Origin of the sequence: Burkholderia sp. Bp8984, assembly GCF_003853755.1 — a bacterium.
Lineage (GTDB): Bacteria > Pseudomonadota > Gammaproteobacteria > Burkholderiales > Burkholderiaceae > Burkholderia.
The window spans coordinates 1-16,387 of record NZ_QTQN01000019.1; the positions used below are offsets into that span (position 1 = coordinate 1).

At 68.1% G+C, this 16,387-nt stretch carries 18 protein-coding genes, 1 other RNA gene and 1 riboswitch; of the genes, 9 read left to right on the forward strand and 10 right to left on the reverse strand.

The annotated features are described in order from the left end of the window. The coding region (locus tag DID98_RS19690) for an elongation factor 1-alpha C-terminal domain-related protein (RefSeq protein ID WP_409362342.1) at positions 1-156 on the forward strand (156 nt) is incomplete at its 5' end. 89 nt (positions 157-245) lie between these two features. Next, positions 246-995: a uroporphyrinogen-III C-methyltransferase gene (cobA, locus tag DID98_RS19695; protein WP_044845622.1), complete on the forward strand. Its 750-nt coding sequence runs from the start codon at positions 246-248 to the stop codon at positions 993-995. 90 nt (positions 996-1,085) lie between these two features. Here cobA and DID98_RS19700 read toward each other — a convergent pair whose 3' ends face one another. From DID98_RS19700 to lptF, 3 genes are read right to left on the reverse strand one after another with little or no spacing between them, the layout of a single operon-like run. Continuing rightward, positions 1,086-1,469 carry a sirohydrochlorin chelatase gene (locus DID98_RS19700; RefSeq protein ID WP_044845623.1) on the reverse strand — a complete coding sequence of 128 codons (384 nt, stop codon included), beginning with the start codon at positions 1,467-1,469 and terminating at the stop codon, positions 1,086-1,088. A gap of 25 nt (positions 1,470-1,494) precedes the next feature. Further along, positions 1,495-2,643, reverse strand: coding sequence for an LPS export ABC transporter permease LptG (gene lptG / locus DID98_RS19705; protein WP_124488472.1), 1,149 nt, complete (start codon positions 2,641-2,643; stop codon positions 1,495-1,497). 3 nt (positions 2,644-2,646) lie between these two features. Next, a complete protein-coding gene (gene lptF / locus DID98_RS19710; RefSeq protein WP_044845625.1) occupies positions 2,647-3,738 on the reverse strand; it encodes an LPS export ABC transporter permease LptF in 1,092 nt (363 codons plus the stop codon). Positions 3,739-3,860: 122 nt separating this feature from the next. On the opposite strand from lptF, the gene DID98_RS19715 reads away from it, so the two are divergent. Genes DID98_RS19715 through DID98_RS19725 form a run of 3 tightly spaced genes read left to right on the forward strand, consistent with a single transcriptional unit; the run spans position 3,861 to position 6,589 of the window. Next, the gene (locus tag DID98_RS19715; protein WP_124521534.1) at positions 3,861-5,372 is read left to right on the forward strand and encodes a leucyl aminopeptidase; all 1,512 of its coding nucleotides are present in this window, start codon (positions 3,861-3,863) and stop codon (positions 5,370-5,372) included. A gap of 34 nt (positions 5,373-5,406) precedes the next feature. After that, entirely contained in the window at positions 5,407-5,823 is a 417-nt protein-coding gene (locus DID98_RS19720) for a DNA polymerase III subunit chi (protein ID WP_006757287.1), read from the forward strand. A gap of 25 nt (positions 5,824-5,848) precedes the next feature. Next, entirely contained in the window at positions 5,849-6,589 is a 741-nt protein-coding gene (locus DID98_RS19725) for a DUF2486 family protein (protein ID WP_124571264.1), read from the forward strand. A 143-nt stretch (positions 6,590-6,732) separates the two neighbouring features. Here the strand turns inward: DID98_RS19725 and DID98_RS19730 are convergent, their stop codons facing one another. Together DID98_RS19730 and ilvD are read right to left on the reverse strand one after the other, a co-directional pair. Next, positions 6,733-7,062 carry a c-type cytochrome gene (locus DID98_RS19730; protein WP_124488469.1) on the reverse strand — a complete coding sequence of 110 codons (330 nt, stop codon included), beginning with the start codon at positions 7,060-7,062 and terminating at the stop codon, positions 6,733-6,735. A gap of 125 nt (positions 7,063-7,187) precedes the next feature. After that, positions 7,188-8,861, reverse strand: coding sequence for a dihydroxy-acid dehydratase (gene ilvD / locus DID98_RS19735; protein WP_124488468.1), 1,674 nt, complete (start codon positions 8,859-8,861; stop codon positions 7,188-7,190). Between the two features lie 135 nt (positions 8,862-8,996). Here ilvD and DID98_RS19740 point away from each other — a divergent pair, with 135 nt between their 5' ends. Together DID98_RS19740 and lgt are read left to right on the forward strand one after the other, a co-directional pair. Next, complete coding sequence (locus DID98_RS19740) at positions 8,997-9,914, forward strand: LysR substrate-binding domain-containing protein (protein ID WP_044845631.1); 918 nt, start codon at positions 8,997-8,999, stop codon at positions 9,912-9,914. A gap of 89 nt (positions 9,915-10,003) precedes the next feature. After that, positions 10,004-10,894, forward strand: coding sequence for a prolipoprotein diacylglyceryl transferase (gene lgt / locus DID98_RS19745; RefSeq protein ID WP_044845632.1), 891 nt, complete (start codon positions 10,004-10,006; stop codon positions 10,892-10,894). Positions 10,895-11,075: 181 nt separating this feature from the next. On the opposite strand, the gene DID98_RS19750 is transcribed toward lgt, so the two are convergent. From DID98_RS19750 to DID98_RS19770, 5 genes are all read right to left on the reverse strand, one after another. After that, positions 11,076-11,816, reverse strand: coding sequence for an SIMPL domain-containing protein (locus tag DID98_RS19750; RefSeq protein ID WP_124571265.1), 741 nt, complete (start codon positions 11,814-11,816; stop codon positions 11,076-11,078). A 192-nt stretch (positions 11,817-12,008) separates the two neighbouring features. After that, positions 12,009-12,470, reverse strand: a complete 462-nt coding sequence (locus DID98_RS19755; protein ID WP_044845634.1) for an EVE domain-containing protein — start codon at positions 12,468-12,470, stop codon at positions 12,009-12,011. A gap of 69 nt (positions 12,471-12,539) precedes the next feature. Then, positions 12,540-12,721, reverse strand: a non-coding RNA gene (gene ssrS / locus DID98_RS19760) — 6S RNA. Positions 12,722-12,801: 80 nt separating this feature from the next. Next, positions 12,802-13,116, reverse strand: a complete 315-nt coding sequence (locus tag DID98_RS19765; RefSeq protein WP_011885730.1) for a cell division protein ZapA — start codon at positions 13,114-13,116, stop codon at positions 12,802-12,804. Next, entirely contained in the window at positions 13,113-13,463 is a 351-nt protein-coding gene (locus DID98_RS19770) for an ATPase (protein WP_044845635.1), read from the reverse strand. The genes DID98_RS19765 and DID98_RS19770 overlap by 4 nt, the downstream gene beginning before the upstream one ends. 165 nt (positions 13,464-13,628) lie before the next feature. Next, a riboswitch (cobalamin riboswitch) is annotated at positions 13,629-13,882 on the forward strand. 685 nt (positions 13,883-14,567) lie between these two features. Here DID98_RS19770 and DID98_RS19775 point away from each other — a divergent pair. Both DID98_RS19775 and DID98_RS19780 read left to right on the forward strand, forming a co-directional pair. Continuing rightward, positions 14,568-15,566 carry an iron ABC transporter permease gene (locus tag DID98_RS19775; RefSeq protein WP_124571266.1) on the forward strand — a complete coding sequence of 333 codons (999 nt, stop codon included), beginning with the start codon at positions 14,568-14,570 and terminating at the stop codon, positions 15,564-15,566. Beyond that, on the forward strand, positions 15,563-16,375 hold the full coding sequence (locus DID98_RS19780; RefSeq protein ID WP_124488464.1) for an ABC transporter ATP-binding protein: 813 nt from the start codon (positions 15,563-15,565) through the stop codon (positions 16,373-16,375). The genes DID98_RS19775 and DID98_RS19780 overlap by 4 nt, the downstream gene beginning before the upstream one ends. The last annotated feature ends 12 nt before the right edge of the window (positions 16,376-16,387 follow it).

A 16,387-nucleotide genomic window follows, 5' to 3' on the forward strand; every position in this document is an offset into this window, starting at 1 on the left:
AAGATGAACGACATCGGCCGCGTCGCGCTGACGCTGCAGAAGCCGATCGTCTGCGACACCTACGATGCGCACCCGGGCACGGGCGCGTTCGTGCTGATCGACGAGGCGACGCACCACACGGTCGCCGCCGGCATGATTCGGGCGTTCTCGGCGTAACGGGCTTAACCGGCGGTCAGCGCCGCCCTCGCGGCGGCGCGGGCCGGCCGGCCGTCCGCACGAGCAGGACCCCAAGCGAAGCGACAAACATGGGCAAGGTATATCTGATCGGAGCAGGGCCGGGCGCCGCGGACCTCATCACGGTGCGCGGCATGCGACTGCTCGAGCAAGCCGACGTCGTGCTGCACGACGCGCTCGTCGAGCCGGCGATGCTCGACTACGCACCGAACGCGCGCAAGATCGCGGTCGGCAAGCGTTGCGGGCAGCGTTCGACCGCACAGCATTTCATCAACAAGCAGATCGTCGACGCGGCGCGCGAGCACGCGTGCGTGGTGCGCCTGAAGGGCGGCGACCCGATGCTGTTCGGTCGCGCCGAAGAGGAAATGCGCGCGCTCGAAGCGGCGGGCATCGATTTCGAGGTCGTGCCGGGCATCACCGCGGCGCTGGCCGGCGCGGCGACGCTGAAGCGCTCGCTGACGTTGCGCGGCGTGTCGCGCAGCGTCGCGTTCGCGACGCACAGCCGCGCACCGGGCAGCGACGAGATTCGCGAGGCCGCGCGCGCCGATTCGATCGTCTACTACATGGGCCGCGACAGTGCGCCGGGCATCGCGCAGGAACTGATCGACGCGGGCCGTGCGAGCGCGACGCCGGTGGCGATCGTCGAGGCTTGCAGCACCGCGCGCGAGCGCACGCTGACGCTGACGCTCGGGCAGATGGCGGCGGGCGGCGCGCAGGCGTGGCTCGACCCGGCGGAGCCGAGCCTGCTGATGATCGGCGATGCGTTCGCCGAACGCGTGCGGCACGCGAAAGAGGGCGCTGCGTTGCAGGATGCGGCCTGAGTCGAACGTGCGATCCGCAGGCAAAAAAAGCGCCGGCTTCCGAAGCCGGCGCTTTTTCGTTTGGGCTCGCCGCTTCGATCAGCGATTCGCTTACGCGTCGCGGCCGAGCTGGTCGATGCAGTAGCGCGCGATCGCATCGAGCACGCCGTCGTCTTCCCCGACAGCCGTCGCGCAACGGATCTCGACGCCCGGATGCGTGGCGCGGCACGCGTCGACGAGCTGCGGCAGGTCGCGGCGGACGTGCCCGCCCTGACCGAAGAACACGGGCACCACGGTGATGCGCGTGCAGCCGGCCGCGACTTGCGCGGCGACGGCCGTATCGAGCGACGGCGTCATCAGTTCGAGAAACGCGAGCGACACGTGCGGAGCAGGGGAGCCGGCCCCGCGCAGCCGCGCGGCGAGCCGCTCGAACGGCTCGGCCCAGCGCGGATCGCGTGCGCCGTGGCCGAACAGGACGATGCCGTGCGAACTCATGTCGAAGCCTCCGTCGTGACCGCGCTCAGTGCCGGTCGACCCACTTGAGCGCGAACAGGCCGAGCGCGAGATAGATGAGGCCCGGCGTCGCCGCGGTCAGCGGCGCGGGCCACGTGTTCAGCGTGCCGATGTGCGAGAACAGCGTGTTGAGCAGCTGGAAGCTCATGCCGAGCATGATGCCGCCGAACACCTTCACGCCGACCACGCCGGCACGCGTGTGCAGGTACGCGAACGGCAGCGACAGCACGAGCATCACGAACACCGCGAACGGGTAGAGCAGCTTGCGCCACAGCGCGATGTCGTAGCGCTGCGTGTCCTGCTGGTTTTCGCGCAAGTGCTGGATGTAGCGGAACAGGTTGATGAGCGACATCCGTTCCGGCGACACGAGCAGCACCGACAGGATCTGCGGCGTCAGGTCCGAGCGCAGCCGGTATTCGGGCAGCGTCACCTGCTGCGACCGGTACACGGGGTTCAGCGCGTCGGCCGGTTCGCCGCCGATTGGCTTGATCGGCGTCAGTTCGGTTTCCGTGACGCCCTTGAGCAGCCAGTGGCCGGGCGGCTCGTAGCGGCCCGTCTGCGCGATCCGCACGTTCTGCAGCTGGAATTTCGAGTCGAACTCGTAGATGCGCACGTTGCTGATCGTCGAGTCGGGCGACAGGCTGCCGACGTTCACGAAGCGCGTGACCTGCTCGCCGTTCTCGCGGGCCGCGAGCGTGTCCTTCACCCACACGCCCGACTGGAAGTTCGACGACACCGACGCGCCGAGCGCCTGCAGCCGCACGCGTTCGGACAGCTGGTCGGCGTACGGGCCGACGAACTCGCCGATCAGGTAGGTGATGATCACGAGCGGGACGCCGATCTTCAGCAGCGAGCGCAGCGCCTGGTTGGTCGCGAGGCCCGACACGCGGAAGATCGTGAATTCCGAGTTCGCGGCCATCTGCGCGAACACGTAGATCGCGCTGATCAGCGCGGCGACCGGGATGATCTCGTAGAAGCGCGACGGGGTCTGCAGCGCGACGCGCAGCACCGCGTAGCCGAACTTGTAGTTGCCGTGCCCGACCGAGTTCAGTTCGCTGATCAGGTCGAAGAAGAAGAACAGGCCCGAGAACGCGAACAGGATGAAGATGAACGTGACGTAGATCTGCCGCGCGAAGTATTTTTCATAGAGCCGCATCGATCATGCTCCCGAGCGGCCGAACAGCGCGCGTGTAAACAGCGGACGATTGCGCACGCGCAACCAGAAGATGAACGCGACGATCGCCGCGACGACCAGGTGCAGGCCGACGAGGCCGACGCCGAACGACATCTTGCCCTGCTCGATCTGTGCCTGCACGACGTTCAGCAGGTTCGAGTACGTCAGGTAGATCAGCACGGCCATCACGAGGTTGATCGTGCGGCTGCGGCGCGGGTTCTGGTACGACAGCGGAATGCCGAGCACCATCAGGTTGATCGCGATCAGCGGCAGCCCCGCGCGCCACGCGAATTCCGCGAGGTTGTCGCGCGTCGGGTTGCGCAGCAGGTCCGGTGTCGGCGTGCTGTTGGTGGTCGGCACGTTGGTGACCGGCGTGCTCGTGATCTTCACGCCGTAGCGCTGGAACTCCATGATCTTGAAGTTCGGCTGGCCGGGCGTGCCGTCGTAGCGGCGGCCGTCTTCCAGTACGACGAAGCGATCTCCGTCCTTCGTTTCGGTATGGCCGGTGTGCGACACGACGACGTTGACCTTGCCGTTCTCGGTCGACGTGACGAACACGTTCTGCACCTTGCTCTGGTCCGGCGACATCTTCTCGATGAAGAACACGCGATGGTTCGAGGCCGATTCGCGGAACTGGCCCGGCGCGAGCAGCGAGATCTCGTCGCGCTGCTGGAAGCGCGCCTTGATCATCTTGCTCTGCTGGTTCGACCACGGCCAGCCGACGAACGCGAAGAACGCGATCAGCAGGACGATCGGCGTGGCGAACACGCCGATCGGCTTGATCAGGCGCGTGAGGCTCACGCCGGATGCAAGCCAGACCACCATTTCGGAGTCCCGGTACCACCGGGTCAGCACGAACAGGATCGACACGAACAGCGTGACGACGAGCATCACGGCGAGGTAGCCGATCACGGTCAGGCCGATCAGCACGAGCACGTCGCGCGGATCGATTTCGCCGGACGCGGCATAGCCGACGATGCGGATCATCATCGTCGTGAGCATGATCGTGAGCAGCACCATGAACACGGCGCCAGCCGTATACGCAAGCTCGCGCTGGAGGGAGCGTTCGAAGATCATTCTTGATGAGAAGAGGGCGGGAGGCTGCGCACGCGTGGTGGAGCGCTCGCGCCGCCACGGGAAAAATAGCGGATAATTGCGGCTTTCATCCTTAGCCCAGATTTTATCCGAGGACAAGCGCGATGGACTTTAGCATAAAAGGCTGTGATTGGAGCAAAGGCGAGGCCAAGGGGTTCCTGACCGGGAAGTCCGACTGCATCGTGCTCGGCATCTTCGAGGCGCAGACTCTCTCGGGCGCGGCGCTCGACATCGACACGGCCACCAAGGGGCTGATCTCGCGCGTGGTGAAGGCCGGCGACATGGACGGCAAGCGCGGCAAGACGCTGTTCCTGCACGAAGTGTCGGGCATCGGCGCATCGCGCGTGCTGCTCGTCGGCCTCGGCAAGCAGGATGCTTTCAATCAGAAAGCCTACAACGACGCAGTGACGGCCGCATGGCGCGCGCTGCTCGCGACCAAGGTCGGCCAGGTCACGTTCTCGCTCGCGCAACTGCCGGTCGACGAGCGCGGCTCCGACTGGGGTGTGCGGGCGGCGATTCTCGCGCTGCGCAACGAGACCTACCGCTTCACGCAGATGAAGAGCAAGCCGGAACCGGCGTCGCACACGCTCAAGCGCGTCGTGTTCAGCGTCGATCCGGCCGATGAGAAGGCCGCCAAGCTGGCGGTCAAGCAGGCCGTCGCGCTGGCGAACGGGATGGATCTCACGCGCGACCTCGGCAACCTGCCGGGCAACGTGTGCACGCCGACCTATCTCGGCAACACCGCGAAGAAGATCGCGAAGGATTGGGGTCTGAAGGTCGAGGTGCTCGGCCTGAAGCAGATCCAGGCGCTCAAGATGGGCTCGTTCCTGTCGGTCGCGCGCGCGTCGGTCGAGCCGCCGCAGTTCATCGTGCTGCACTACCAGGGCGCCGCCGCGAAGGCCGCGCCGGTCGTGCTGGTCGGCAAGGGCATCACGTTCGACACGGGCGGCATCTCGCTGAAGCCGGGCGAGGGCATGGACGAGATGAAGTACGACATGTGCGGCGCGGGTTCGGTGCTCGGCACGATGCGTGCGGTCGCCGAAATGGGCCTGAAGATCAACGTCGTCGCGATCGTGCCGACCTGCGAGAACATGCCGGGCGGCAACGCGACCAAGCCGGGCGACATCGTCACCAGCATGAAGGGGCTGACGATCGAGGTGCTCAACACCGACGCCGAGGGCCGCCTGATCCTGTGCGACGCGCTCACTTATGCGGAGCGCTTCAAGCCGGCCGCGGTGATCGACGTGGCGACGCTCACGGGCGCCTGCGTGATCGCGCTCGGCGCCCACAACAGCGGCCTGTTCTCGAAGGACGACGCACTCGCTGGCGAACTGCTCGACGCATCGCGCGAAGCGAACGATCCGGCATGGCGCATGCCGCTCGACGACGAGTACCAGGATCAGCTGAAGTCGAATTTCGCGGACATCGCGAACATCGGCGGGCGTCCGGCCGGTGCCGTGACGGCGGCGTGCTTCCTGTCGCGCTTCACCGACAGCTATCCGTGGGCGCACCTGGACATCGCCGGCACCGCATGGAAGGGTGGCGCGGCGAAGGGCGCGACCGGCCGTCCGGTGCCGCTGCTCGCGCAGTTCCTGATCGACCGCGCCGGCCAGTGATGGCAGGTCTCACGACGATGCGGGTACGCGGGCAATGACGCGAATCGATTTCCATTCGAACGTCGGCGATTCGCTCGCATACGCATGCCGGCTGCTGCGCAAGGCCTACCAGGCCGGGCAGCCGGTCGTCGTGCTCGCGGAGCCCGCGCGCCTGCGTGCGCTCGACGAGCGGCTCTGGACGTTCTCGCCGCTCGATTTCATTCCGCACTGCGGCGTCGACAGCGCGCACGCGGCCGGCACGCCGATCGTGCTGGCCGCCGATCTCGACCAGGCGCCGCATCATCATGTGCTGCTGAACCTCGGCGCGGCCGTACCCGCGCAGTTCGCCCGCTTCGAGCGCCTGCTCGAAGTGGTCGGCAATGCGCCGGACGAACTGGCCGCGGGCCGCGACCGCTACCGCTTCTATCGCGATCGCGGCTACGCGCTGAACAACTACAAGCAGGGCAGTTAGCCGAAACCGTCGACGGAGCGTTCCCGTGACACAAGCCGAATCCTCTTCGATCCCGACGCTGACCGACGTGCTGGTGCCGGGCAAGCCGGTGCCGGCGCGTTCGTCCGCGGCCGATGAGCTGCCGCACGACGTTGCCGCCGTGCCGGTGCTGACCGACGTGCTGGTATCAGGCCATCCGGCCCGGGCGTCCGCCGCGCCGGAGCAGCCGCGCACCGACCCCGAATTCGTGGTGGTCGAGCCGGTGCCGACGCCGGACATCCCGACCGTCGAATTGCCGGGCGACAGCGATGCGCCGGCGCAACCCGGTGCCGCCGGGCACGTCGTCGCCGAGGAGTCGGCCGCGGCGCAGGCGCCGCTGCGCTCCGCGCTGGCCGCCGACGACGCGCAGCAGGCCGGCGTTGCCGCGATGCCGCGCGATGCTGGCGAAGCGATGCTGTCCCACGCGATTGCACCGGCTGCCGGCGGGCTGGCTACCGCTCAACTCACCGGCGCGCATCCGGACGCGCATGTAGCCGCCGCGCTGACGGTGGAGGACACGCAGCATATCGCCGAGCGTCTGCGCAATCGGCTGACGAATTATCTGACCGGGGAAGGGCGCGAGGCCATCGAGGCCCGCTGTCGCGACGCGTTGCACGACCATACGGCCTGGCTCGTCGGCCAGATCACGCGCGAAGTGGCGCTGGCGCTCGAAACCGAAGTGATGGAGTGGGTTCGCGACGCGGTCGATGCGGAGATCGCCCGCCGCCGGACCGGTCATTCAGGCTGAGCCCGCCGCACGTTTCGTGCGCAGGGGCCGCGGGCGCGGCTCCAGTCATCGTCGCTGACGATTGCCGGCCGGTTGCAACGACAAGCGCGGAACGCTGCCGGGCGCAAGGCGCGGCGCGCGGTGCACGCATCCGGTCATCCGGTTCAGCGCAGCGACAGCACCCATTGCGAGAGCGTGTGCGCTTCTGCGCTCGTCAACTGCGTATTGGCGGGCATCGGCACGCCACCCCACACCCCGACGCTGCCTTTCACGATCGATTGCGCGAGGTAATCGACGGCGTCGGTGCGCGCCACGTACTTGCCGGCGATGTCGTGGAACGACGGGCCCATCAGCGGCTTGCCGACCGCATGGCAGGCCATGCAGTTCTTGCGCTGCGCGAGCGCGAACCCGTCGCCGGCCGAGTCGGCGTGTGCCGCCGCCGCGCTGCCGGTCAGCAGCGCCACGAGCAGCGCGCGCAATATCGTCTGTTTCATGCGGTTCTCCGCCGGCGGAGACGGCCGGCTTCACGGTCCGCGCATTATAAAAGCAAAGGGAAAGCGCGTTTTGCGCGTTTCCCCGGCGGCCGTTCGCAATGGGGTCGCATGCCCCGCGCGCCGCATCAGCCGGTGACGGCGCCCTGGTTCGCCGGACGCGCGAGCGCCGCGAACTTGGCGAGCACGCCGCGCGTGTAGCGCGGCGCCGGCTGCTTCCACGCGGCGCGCCGGCGCGCGAGTTCCGCATCGTCGACGTTCAGCTGCAGCACCAGCCGGTGCGCGTCGATCGTGATCGAGTCGCCTTCCTGCACGAGCGCGATCGTGCCGCCGACGAACGCTTCGGGCGCGACGTGCCCGACCACCATCCCCCAGGTGCCGCCCGAGAAGCGGCCGTCGGTGATGAAGCCGACCGATTCGCCGAGCCCCTTGCCGATGATTGCCGACGTCGGCGCGAGCATTTCCGGCATGCCGGGGCCGCCTTGTGGGCCGAGATAGCGCAGCACCAGCACGTCGCCCGCGCGGATCCGGTCGCCGAGGATCGCGTCCATCGCGCTTTGCTCGTCGTCGAACACGCGCGCCGGGCCCGTGATCACCGGGTTCTTCAGGCCGGTGATCTTCGCCACCGCGCCGTCTTCCGCGAGATTGCCCTTCAGGATCGCGAGATGGCCTTCCCTGTACAGCGCGCGATCGATCGGGAAGATCACCTTCTGGTCCGCGCGCGGCACGCCCGGCACGTCCTTCAGCTCCTCGGCGATCGTGCGGCCGGTGATCGTCATGCAGTCGCCGTGCAGCAGCCCCGCATCGAGCAGGATCCGCAGCACCTGCGGGATGCCGCCGGCCTGGTGCAGGTCGGTCGCGACGTACTGGCCCGACGGTTTCAGGTCGCAGATCACCGGCACGCGCTTGCGGATGCGCTCGAAGTCGTCGATCGTCCAGTCGACCTCGGCCGCGTGCGCGATCGCGAGATAGTGCAGCACCGCATTGGTCGAGCCGCCGGTCGCCATGATCAGCGATACCGCGTTCTCGATCGACGCCTTGGTGATGATGTCGCGCGGCTTCAGGTCGCGCTTCACGGCCTCGACCAGCACGCGTGCCGATTCGGCGGCCGAATCGACCTTCTCCTGATCGGGGTTCGCCATCGTCGACGAGTACATCAGCGACATGCCGAGCGCCTCGAACGACGAGCTCATCGTGTTCGCGGTGTACATCCCGCCGCACGAGCCCGACGTCGGGCACGCGTTCTTCTCGACCCCTTCGAAATCTTCCTGCGACATCCGGCCCGCGGTGAACTCGCCGACCGCCTCGAACGACGACACGATCGTCAGGTCGCGGCCCTTCCAGTGGCCGGGGCGGATCGTGCCGCCGTACACGTAGATGCCCGGCACGTTCAGGCGCGCGAGCGCGATCATCCCGCCCGGCATGTTCTTGTCGCAGCCGCCGACCACCACCACGCCGTCCATCCACTGGCCCTGTACGCAGGTCTCGATGCAGTCGGCGATCACCTCGCGCGACACCAGCGAGTACTTCATCCCCTCGGTGCCCATCGACATGCCGTCCGAGATCGTCGGCGTGCCGAAGATCTGCGGGTTGGCATCGGCCGCCTTCACCGCCGCGACGGCGGCATCGGACAGCCGCTGCAGGCCCGAGTTGCACGGCGTGATCGTCGAGTGGCCGTTCGCGATGCCGATCATCGGCTTGTCGAAATCGTCCTTCTGGTAGCCGAGGGCGTAATACATCGAGCGGTTCGGCGAACGGGCCACGCCTTGCGTGATGTGCTTCGAGCGACGGTTGTACGGCATGGGGGACTCCATCGTTGTATTGGCGACGCCCGCGATCGGCGCACCGGTTCGGATCAATCAAGCATGGAGTTTCCGGTTTGGGATGTCCAATATATTATTTGTCGCTTATTAAGTCGTTTTACGAATGAGTGAGACATGGCCGAACCGACGCCGGACCTGCGCCAGTGGCGCTATTTCGTGACCGTGGCCGACGAGCGCCATTTCGGCCGCGCGGCCGAGCGCCTGTCGATGACGCAGCCGCCGCTGTCGCAGGCGATCCGGGCGCTGGAGGACACGCTCGGCGTCGCGCTGTTCGCGCGCACCAAGCGCTCGGTCGCGCTGACGGCGGTCGGTGCGGCGCTGTTGCCCGACGTGCGCCGGCTGCTCGCGTCGGCCGACGCGCTGCCGCCGCTCGCACGGCGCCTCGCGCGCGGCGAAGCCGGTTCGCTGTCGCTCGCGTTCGTGTCGACCGCCGATTACGGGCTGCTGCCGTCGCTGCTGCGCGCGTTCGGCGCGCGTTATCCGCAAGTGCGGCTGCAGCTCGCGGAGGCGACGAGCGACGTGCAGATCGACGAACTCGTCGCGGGCCGCATCGACGCGGGGCTCGTGATTCCGCCGGTGCCGCCGCGCCACGCGGCCGGGCTGTCGTACCTGCCGGTCGTGCGCGAGCCGCTGGTGGTCGCGATGCCGGCGGCCGCGGCGCACGGCGTGTCCGAAGACGAACCCGTGCATCTGGCCGACCTGGCCGCGCTGCCGCTCGTGATCTTCCCGCGTCGTTTGGCGCCCGGCTTTTATGACATCATTACGGGCTGCTACGGCGCGGCGGGGGAAACCCCGCGCATCGGCCAGGAGGCGATCCAGATGCAGACGATCGTCAGCCTCGTGTCGGCCGGCATGGGTGTCGCACTGGTGCCGCAGTCGCTGCGTAACCTGCGGCGCACCGGCGTGGTCTACCGCCCGCTCGCCGGCGATGCGCCGGTCGTCGAAACCGGCCTCGTGTGGCGCACGGGCGACGTCAGCCCCGTGCTCGCCGGCTTCATCGACGTCGTGCGCGCGCAGGGGCTGGCCACGTGACGCGAACGATGGCGCGCCGGCGCCGTCCAATGCGCGGTGCGGCGCCGGTGCGAGCGCCGTACCGCATTCGAAAACTTCATCGCTAACCCATGATCATTCACCCGAATTTCGACCCCGTAGCGATCCACCTCGGGCCGCTGGCCGTGCGCTGGTACGGCCTCATGTATCTCGTCGGCTTCATCGCGGCGATCGTCGTCGGCCGGATCCGCCTGAAGCTGCCGCACGTCGCGGCGCAGGGCTGGACCGCGAAGGACATCGACGACATGATGTTCTACGGCGTGCTCGGCACCGTGCTCGGCGGCCGGCTCGGCTACGTGCTGTTCTACAAGGCCGACTTCTACTTCTCGCATCCGCTCGACGTGTTCAAGGTGTGGGAAGGCGGGATGTCGTTCCACGGCGGCTTCCTCGGCGTGACGCTCGCGATGGCGCTGTTCGCATGGCAGCGCAAGCGCCACTGGCTGCAGGTCACCGACTTCGTCGCGCCGATGGTGCCGACCGGGCTCGCGGCCGGGCGGCTCGGCAACTTCATCAACGGCGAGCTGTGGGGCCGCGTGACCGATCCGAACGCGCCGTGGGCGATGCTGTTCCCGGGCGCGATGCGCGATGACGCGGCATGGCTGCCGAAGCATCCGGCGCTCGTCGAGAAGTGGCATCTGGCCGACGTGTTCATGCAGTACCAGATGCTGCCGCGCCATCCTTCGCAGCTCTACGAAATCGCGCTCGAAGGCATTGCGCTGTTCTTCGTGCTGTTCTTCTTCTCGCGCAAGCCGCGGCCGATGGGTGCGATCTCCGCGCTGTTCCTGATCGGCTACGGGCTCGCGCGTTTCACGGTCGAATTCGCGCGCGAACCGGACGACTTCCTCGGCCTGCTCGCGCTCGGCCTGTCGATGGGGCAGTGGCTGTCGCTGCCGATGATCCTCGCGGGCGTCGCGTTGCTGGTGTGGGCGTATCGCCGTCGCGCGGCGAATGCGGTCGCGTGATGTCGCGGCGTGATGCGGTTGCGTCACGCGCGAGTCGTGTGATGCATGGCACGTGATGCGTGATGCCTGATGCGATGCGGACGCGCACGATCGGCGTGCGCGTCGATCGCAGGATCGCAAACGAAAAACGCCGGCCCGAGGGCCGGCGTTTTCACATCTGCCGCGTGTTGCGCAATGCGCGTTACTTCATCTGCACCGAGCCGTTGACCGTGACCGACACGGTCGCCTTGCCGCCTTCGACCGAAATCGGCGCGCTCATCTTCGCGCTGTCCATCGGTGCGGCGGCCATCGCCATCATGCGCGGGTACGGCTGCACGTTGCGGCTGCCGCCGACGTTCACGTCGCGAATCGAGTAGCTGTTGTAGCCGAACGCCTTCGCGGCTTCGTCCGCGCGTGCGCGGAACGACTTGATCGCTTCGGTCGTGAGCTTCTGCTCGGCCGCGCGCTGCGCTTCGGGTGACAACGAGAACTCGACGTTCGCGATCTGCATCTGGTTCGACAACTGGCCCGCGAGCTTCGACGCCGCCGCGAAATCGCGCGATTCGAGCACGACTTCGGTACGACCGCGCCATGCGGAGATCTTCCCGTCGCGATCGGTGCTCGGATAGACGGAGAACGCGCCGGTGTGCGCGGTGACGCCCGACACGCCCTTCGCCTGCGCCAGCGCCGCGTCGGCGCGCTGGTTCAGCGCCGACGTCAGGCTGCCCGGGTCTTTCGCCTGCTGTTCGTAGAACAGCGTGATGTGGATGATGTCCTGCGGCACGTCGGCGCTGGCCTGCGACGACAGCGACAGCACGCCCGCCGGCTCCGGGAAGTGCGGGTTCGCGGTCTGCGCATGCGCGGCGGGCGACGCGAGCGTCAGCGCGACGGGCACGACGGCGGCGAGGGCGAGCGACAGCGCGAGTGCGGATTTCTTGGTCATTGTTGGACTCCTTGTGCGAGGGCGCGCACGCGGATCACGCGTGCGCGACGCGGGCGTACCGCGCGACGAAAAACGGCCGCCGCCCGATCGCGGCGACAGCGGTTGCTTAGGCTGCGCGAACGCGCCGCGAGTTCCGTGGCGGTGGCGCGTGTTGACCGGATTTGACCTTTGGCGTGTGCTTGCTGCGTACGCCTACTTCATCAGCTTTTCGGTGATGAAGCGCCACTCGGCACGCGTGACGGGCGTGATCGACAGCCGGTTGCCGCGTGCGAGCACGCGCATGTCGGCGAGTTCGTCGTGTTCGCGCAGCGCGGCGAGCGGCACGAGCGGCGACTTCTTCACGAAGCGCACGTCGACGAGCAGCCAGCGCGGTGCCTCCTGCGTCGACTTCGGATCGTAATACGGGCTTGCCGGATCGAACTGGGTGGGGTCGGGGTAGGGCGTCGACGAGACTTCGGCGAGGCCCGCGATGCCCGGTTCCGGGCAGCTCGAATGATAGAAGAGCACGCCGTCGCCGATCTTCATCGTGTCGCGCATGAAATTGCGCGCCTGATAGTTGCGCACACCGGTCCACGGCAGCGAGTGCTGCGGCGCGTGCGCGAGATCGTCGATGCTTGCTTCGTCCGGTTCGGACTTCATCAGCCAGTATTGCATGGATCGTGATCGACGCAGAAAGGGCTGCTGCAAAAGGAAACGGCATCGGGACTTCCCGATGCCGTTGAATAGGCCCCCGCCTTGGCCGCTAGGCCGGCATCCTGAACCTGGGGTTCAGAATTGGTCGCAGTTAGCAGCACTTCGGGTACATCAGACAGAGTGACGCGCGCGCCCGTGCTACAAATTTCCGCAACCGTGCACATGGCATTGGTTCAAGGAATATATGACCTTGGCGAACCAGGCAGGGAAGCTGACTGAACTGTGTTTCGTTGCGCCAATTTGACCACCGTTGATCGCCGAGATCAAGGGGAATCGACGCATCGATCAAACGTTACTGCGTCTCGTGCTGTGCGAGCACCGCGCCGAGTTGTTCGTTCATCTGGTGCATTGTACGACGGATTTCTTCCGCCGGAAATGCTTCACCGTGACGCACGCTCGTTTGCAGCCGCAGCAATTCGGACGCGAGCGACAGCGCGGCCATGACCGCGATGCGGTCGGTGCCGCGCACCGAACTGTTCGCGCGGATCTTCGACATTTCTGCGTCGACGCGTGCGACGGCCTCGAGCAGCGCCGCTTCGGTCTCGGCCGAACAGGCGAGCCGATAGGGCTGACCGAGAATCGAGACTTCGATCTGCTTGGTGCTCATGCATGTTCTCCGTGGCTGGCCGCGTCGTCGCTGTCCGTGCGCGCCTGCGCATCCAGCAGGTCGAGCTGGTTGTCGGCTTGCTCCGCGCTCTTCGTGCGCGGCAGCTTTTCGAGAATCGCATTCAGTTTGACCTGGGCGTCGTCGATCTTTGCCGACAGCGTGTCGCGCTCGGCCGCGAGCGCATTGCGTTCGTCGCGCAGTTGCGCGAGTTCCGCGCGGACCGTGTCCGCTTCCGCGCGCAATTGCGCGACCTGCTCCTCGAGCGCGAGCCGTTCCGAGTGATAGCGCTTGTTCAGCGAGATCAGACGGCCAATATTTTGAGATAAAGTTTCGAGTTCGTTGAGCATTTGCTGCGTCCTCTAAAGACCCAGCATTTTAGCGCGGAATAACGCGCATTCCGACATCTGTAACGTTTCCAGTCGTAACACCCCCGCTTCTTGCCGCGAATACACGGGTCCGGCACGTGTTCCGCATGCGTCCGGACGCCTCCTTGACGCTCGCGCGGCCCGCTCCTAAACTGGCGCCGCCTCGGTGCTCGCGCGTGCGTCGCGCGGTTAAACGGGAAGCAGGGCGCGTGCTCCGCCCGGAGTTCGCCAACCTGCGCTGCCCCCGCAACGGTAAGCGGCCGCGTCGCATGACGCAGGCCGGCTCGGGCGCGTTTCGCGTGCAGGTCGCACGCTGGCGCGGGCCACTGCGCGTGATACGCGCGGGAAGGCGAGCCGGTACGCCGCCAGCCCGGATACCGGCCGAGGCGAGGAGCCTGCACGGCTTCATGACGCACGGCCCGCGGGGAAGCGGGGCGCGCAGTGCTTCACGGGACTTGTCTTCGATGCTGACCCCAATCGTCCGCACGGCGTGCGGCGCACGCTGCGCAATGTCGCCTGCCGCCATCGCGCGGAGCGCAGCGCACGCCGATTCGTCCGGATCGGCGACGACGCCGGTCGTCGCGGCACCGCGCCCGGTCGCGTGGCGCGACGCTGTCCCCTTGCTGCCGGCCGCCGTGGTTGCCGCACCGAGCGTGCCTGACGGTGACGCAAGCGCGATGCCGATCGACCCGCTGCGGCGGCTTCCACTATATTGCGCAGAACGTGGGCCGCGCGAGGATGCGGCTCGACGGATCGCGCGCGTGTCACGTTGGTGCGACCGGCACGCGCGGCCGCCGCATCGCGGGTCCCGGGCGACGAAATGCGGAATCCGGGTGCCGATCGTCGCGCGCGGTATGGGGCGTCGCCGGCCGTGAATCATGCGTCATGCCGCGCATGGCATCCTGACCGTGCGTGCGATGACATCACCGGGCACGGTTCGTCCGTGCACGCATCAACAACCTGTTCGACGAGGATGACGAGCTTGCGTATGCCTACGACACGCCGGAGCGCGACGCCGGTGCCGCGCCCGGCCGGCCATGACGGTCAGCGAAAGCGTCACGCGTCATGCGCGATGCCGTGCGGCGCATGAGCGCCGCGCGTGCCGCCGCGATCTGGGTTGCGCTCGCGGCCGTGGTCGCGTTGCTGTTCGTCGCGTCGCTGTCGATCGGCAGCGTGCCGATGTCGCCGTGGCAGGCGCTCGCGTCGCTCGTGCCGCACGGCGGCGACGCACTGCTCGCCGACATCGTGCGCACGTTGCGGCTGCCGCGTGCGCTCGCGGGCTTCGCGTGCGGCGCGCTGCTCGCGCTGGCCGGTGCGCTGCTGCAGGTGCTGTTGCGCAATCCGCTCGCGGAGCCGTACGTGCTCGGCGTGTCGGGCGGCGCGGCCGGCTTCGCGCTCGTCGCGATGATCGCGGGCGCCGCGTGGTGGCTCGTCGATGCGGCCGCGTTCGCCGGCGCGCTCGTGTCGGTCGCGCTCGTGCTCAGGCTTGCGCGCCGCGAACTGTGGCGCGGCGATGCGCGCGACGCGTCGCCGCGGCTGCTGCTCACGGGGGTCGTGATCGCGGCCGGGTGGGGCGCGCTCGTCACGCTGCTGCTGTCGCTCGCGCCCGACGCGCGGCTGCGCGGCATCATCTTCTGGCTGACGGGCGATCTGAACGGCGTGACGGCGCCCTGGTTCGCATGGGGCGCGCTGCTGCTGGCCGCCTGCGTCGCGCTGCCGGCCGCGCCGCAACTCAACGTGCTGCTGCGCGGCGACGCGACCGCGCTCGCGCTCGGCGTGCCGGTCGCGCGGCTGCGCATGCGGATCTACCTCGTCGCGTCGCTGGCCGCCGCGGCCGCGGTGACGACGGCCGGCACGATCGGTTTCGTCGGCCTCGTCGTGCCGCACGCGCTGCGGCTCGCATTCGGCAACGACCAGCGCATGCTGCTGCCCGCCGCGATGCTCGCGGGCGGCGGCGGCGTGATGGCGGCCGACCTGCTCGCGCGCACCGCCATCGCGCCCGCGCAATTGCCGGTCGGCGTGATGACCGCGTTGATCGGTGTGCCGGTGTTCCTGTGGATGTTGCTGAGGAGACCGATGCGATGACGCATGCCGCACCGCACACCGCCGGCGACGTGACCTATGCGGCGCTCGACCTCACGCTGAGGGCCGGCGCACGGACCCTGCTCGACGGCTTCACGCAGGTGTTCCGGCCCGGCGAGATCTGGTGCGTCGCGGGGCCGAACGGCGCCGGCAAGACGACGCTGCTCGCGACGCTCGCGGGCCTGCAGCGGCCGGCCGGCGGGCAGGTCGAGATCGACGGCCGGCCGCTCGCCGCCTGGCCGCCCGAACGGCTCGCACGGCGCCGCGCGCTGATGCCGCAGCAACTGCACGACGCTTTCAGCGCGACGGTATTCGACACTGTGCTGCTCAACCGCTTTCCGTATCTCGGCGGCTGGGGCTGGGAGCGCGAGGCAGACCGCGCGGCCGCGCGCGACGCGCTCGCGACGTTCGGGCTGAGCGCGCTCGCGTCGCGCGACGTGCTGTCGCTGTCGGGCGGCGAGCGGCAGCGTGTCGCGCTGGCCGCGACGCTGTGCCAGGACGCGCCGCTGATGCTGCTCGACGAACCGCTCGCCCATCTCGACCTGCATCACCAGATCGACGGCCTGACCGCGTTGGCCGCGTGGCTCGACGCGGGCCCGCGCACGGTGCTGTTCTCGTGTCACGACCTGAATCTTGCGCGGCGTTTCGCGACGCACGCGCTGTTGCTCGACGGCCGCGGCCACGCGTGGGCGGGCCCCGTGCTCGACGTGCTGACGCCGGCGCGCGCGAGCGACGCGTTCGGCTATCCGCTCGTGCTGATCCGCGAGAACGGTCGCGATGCGCTGCTGCCCGCGTGGCCCGAGCGACGATGAACTTCCTTCTTT

Excerpts from the sequence above, each read along its gene's own strand:
- DID98_RS19740 (WP_044845631.1), top strand. The coding sequence starts at position 8,997 with ATGGCCGAACCGACGCCGGACCTGCGCCAGTGGCGCTATTTCGTGACC.
- DID98_RS19775 (WP_124571266.1), top strand. The coding sequence starts at position 14,568 with ATGAGCGCCGCGCGTGCCGCCGCGATCTGGGTTGCGCTCGCGGCCGTG.
- ilvD (WP_124488468.1), bottom strand. The coding sequence starts at position 8,861 with ATGCCGTACAACCGTCGCTCGAAGCACATCACGCAAGGCGTGGCCCGT.
- DID98_RS19730 (WP_124488469.1), bottom strand. The coding sequence starts at position 7,062 with ATGAAACAGACGATATTGCGCGCGCTGCTCGTGGCGCTGCTGACCGGC.
- DID98_RS19700 (WP_044845623.1), bottom strand. The coding sequence starts at position 1,469 with ATGAGTTCGCACGGCATCGTCCTGTTCGGCCACGGCGCACGCGATCCG.
- cobA (WP_044845622.1), top strand. The coding sequence starts at position 246 with ATGGGCAAGGTATATCTGATCGGAGCAGGGCCGGGCGCCGCGGACCTC.
- DID98_RS19780 (WP_124488464.1), top strand. The coding sequence starts at position 15,563 with ATGACGCATGCCGCACCGCACACCGCCGGCGACGTGACCTATGCGGCG.
- DID98_RS19770 (WP_044845635.1), bottom strand. The coding sequence starts at position 13,463 with ATGCTCAACGAACTCGAAACTTTATCTCAAAATATTGGCCGTCTGATC.
- DID98_RS19715 (WP_124521534.1), top strand. The coding sequence starts at position 3,861 with ATGGACTTTAGCATAAAAGGCTGTGATTGGAGCAAAGGCGAGGCCAAG.
- lptG (WP_124488472.1), bottom strand. The coding sequence starts at position 2,643 with ATGCGGCTCTATGAAAAATACTTCGCGCGGCAGATCTACGTCACGTTC.
- lgt (WP_044845632.1), top strand. The coding sequence starts at position 10,004 with ATGATCATTCACCCGAATTTCGACCCCGTAGCGATCCACCTCGGGCCG.
- lptF (WP_044845625.1), bottom strand. The coding sequence starts at position 3,738 with ATGATCTTCGAACGCTCCCTCCAGCGCGAGCTTGCGTATACGGCTGGC.
- DID98_RS19720 (WP_006757287.1), top strand. The coding sequence starts at position 5,407 with ATGACGCGAATCGATTTCCATTCGAACGTCGGCGATTCGCTCGCATAC.
- DID98_RS19750 (WP_124571265.1), bottom strand. The coding sequence starts at position 11,816 with ATGACCAAGAAATCCGCACTCGCGCTGTCGCTCGCCCTCGCCGCCGTC.
- DID98_RS19765 (WP_011885730.1), bottom strand. The coding sequence starts at position 13,116 with ATGAGCACCAAGCAGATCGAAGTCTCGATTCTCGGTCAGCCCTATCGG.
- DID98_RS19755 (WP_044845634.1), bottom strand. The coding sequence starts at position 12,470 with ATGCAATACTGGCTGATGAAGTCCGAACCGGACGAAGCAAGCATCGAC.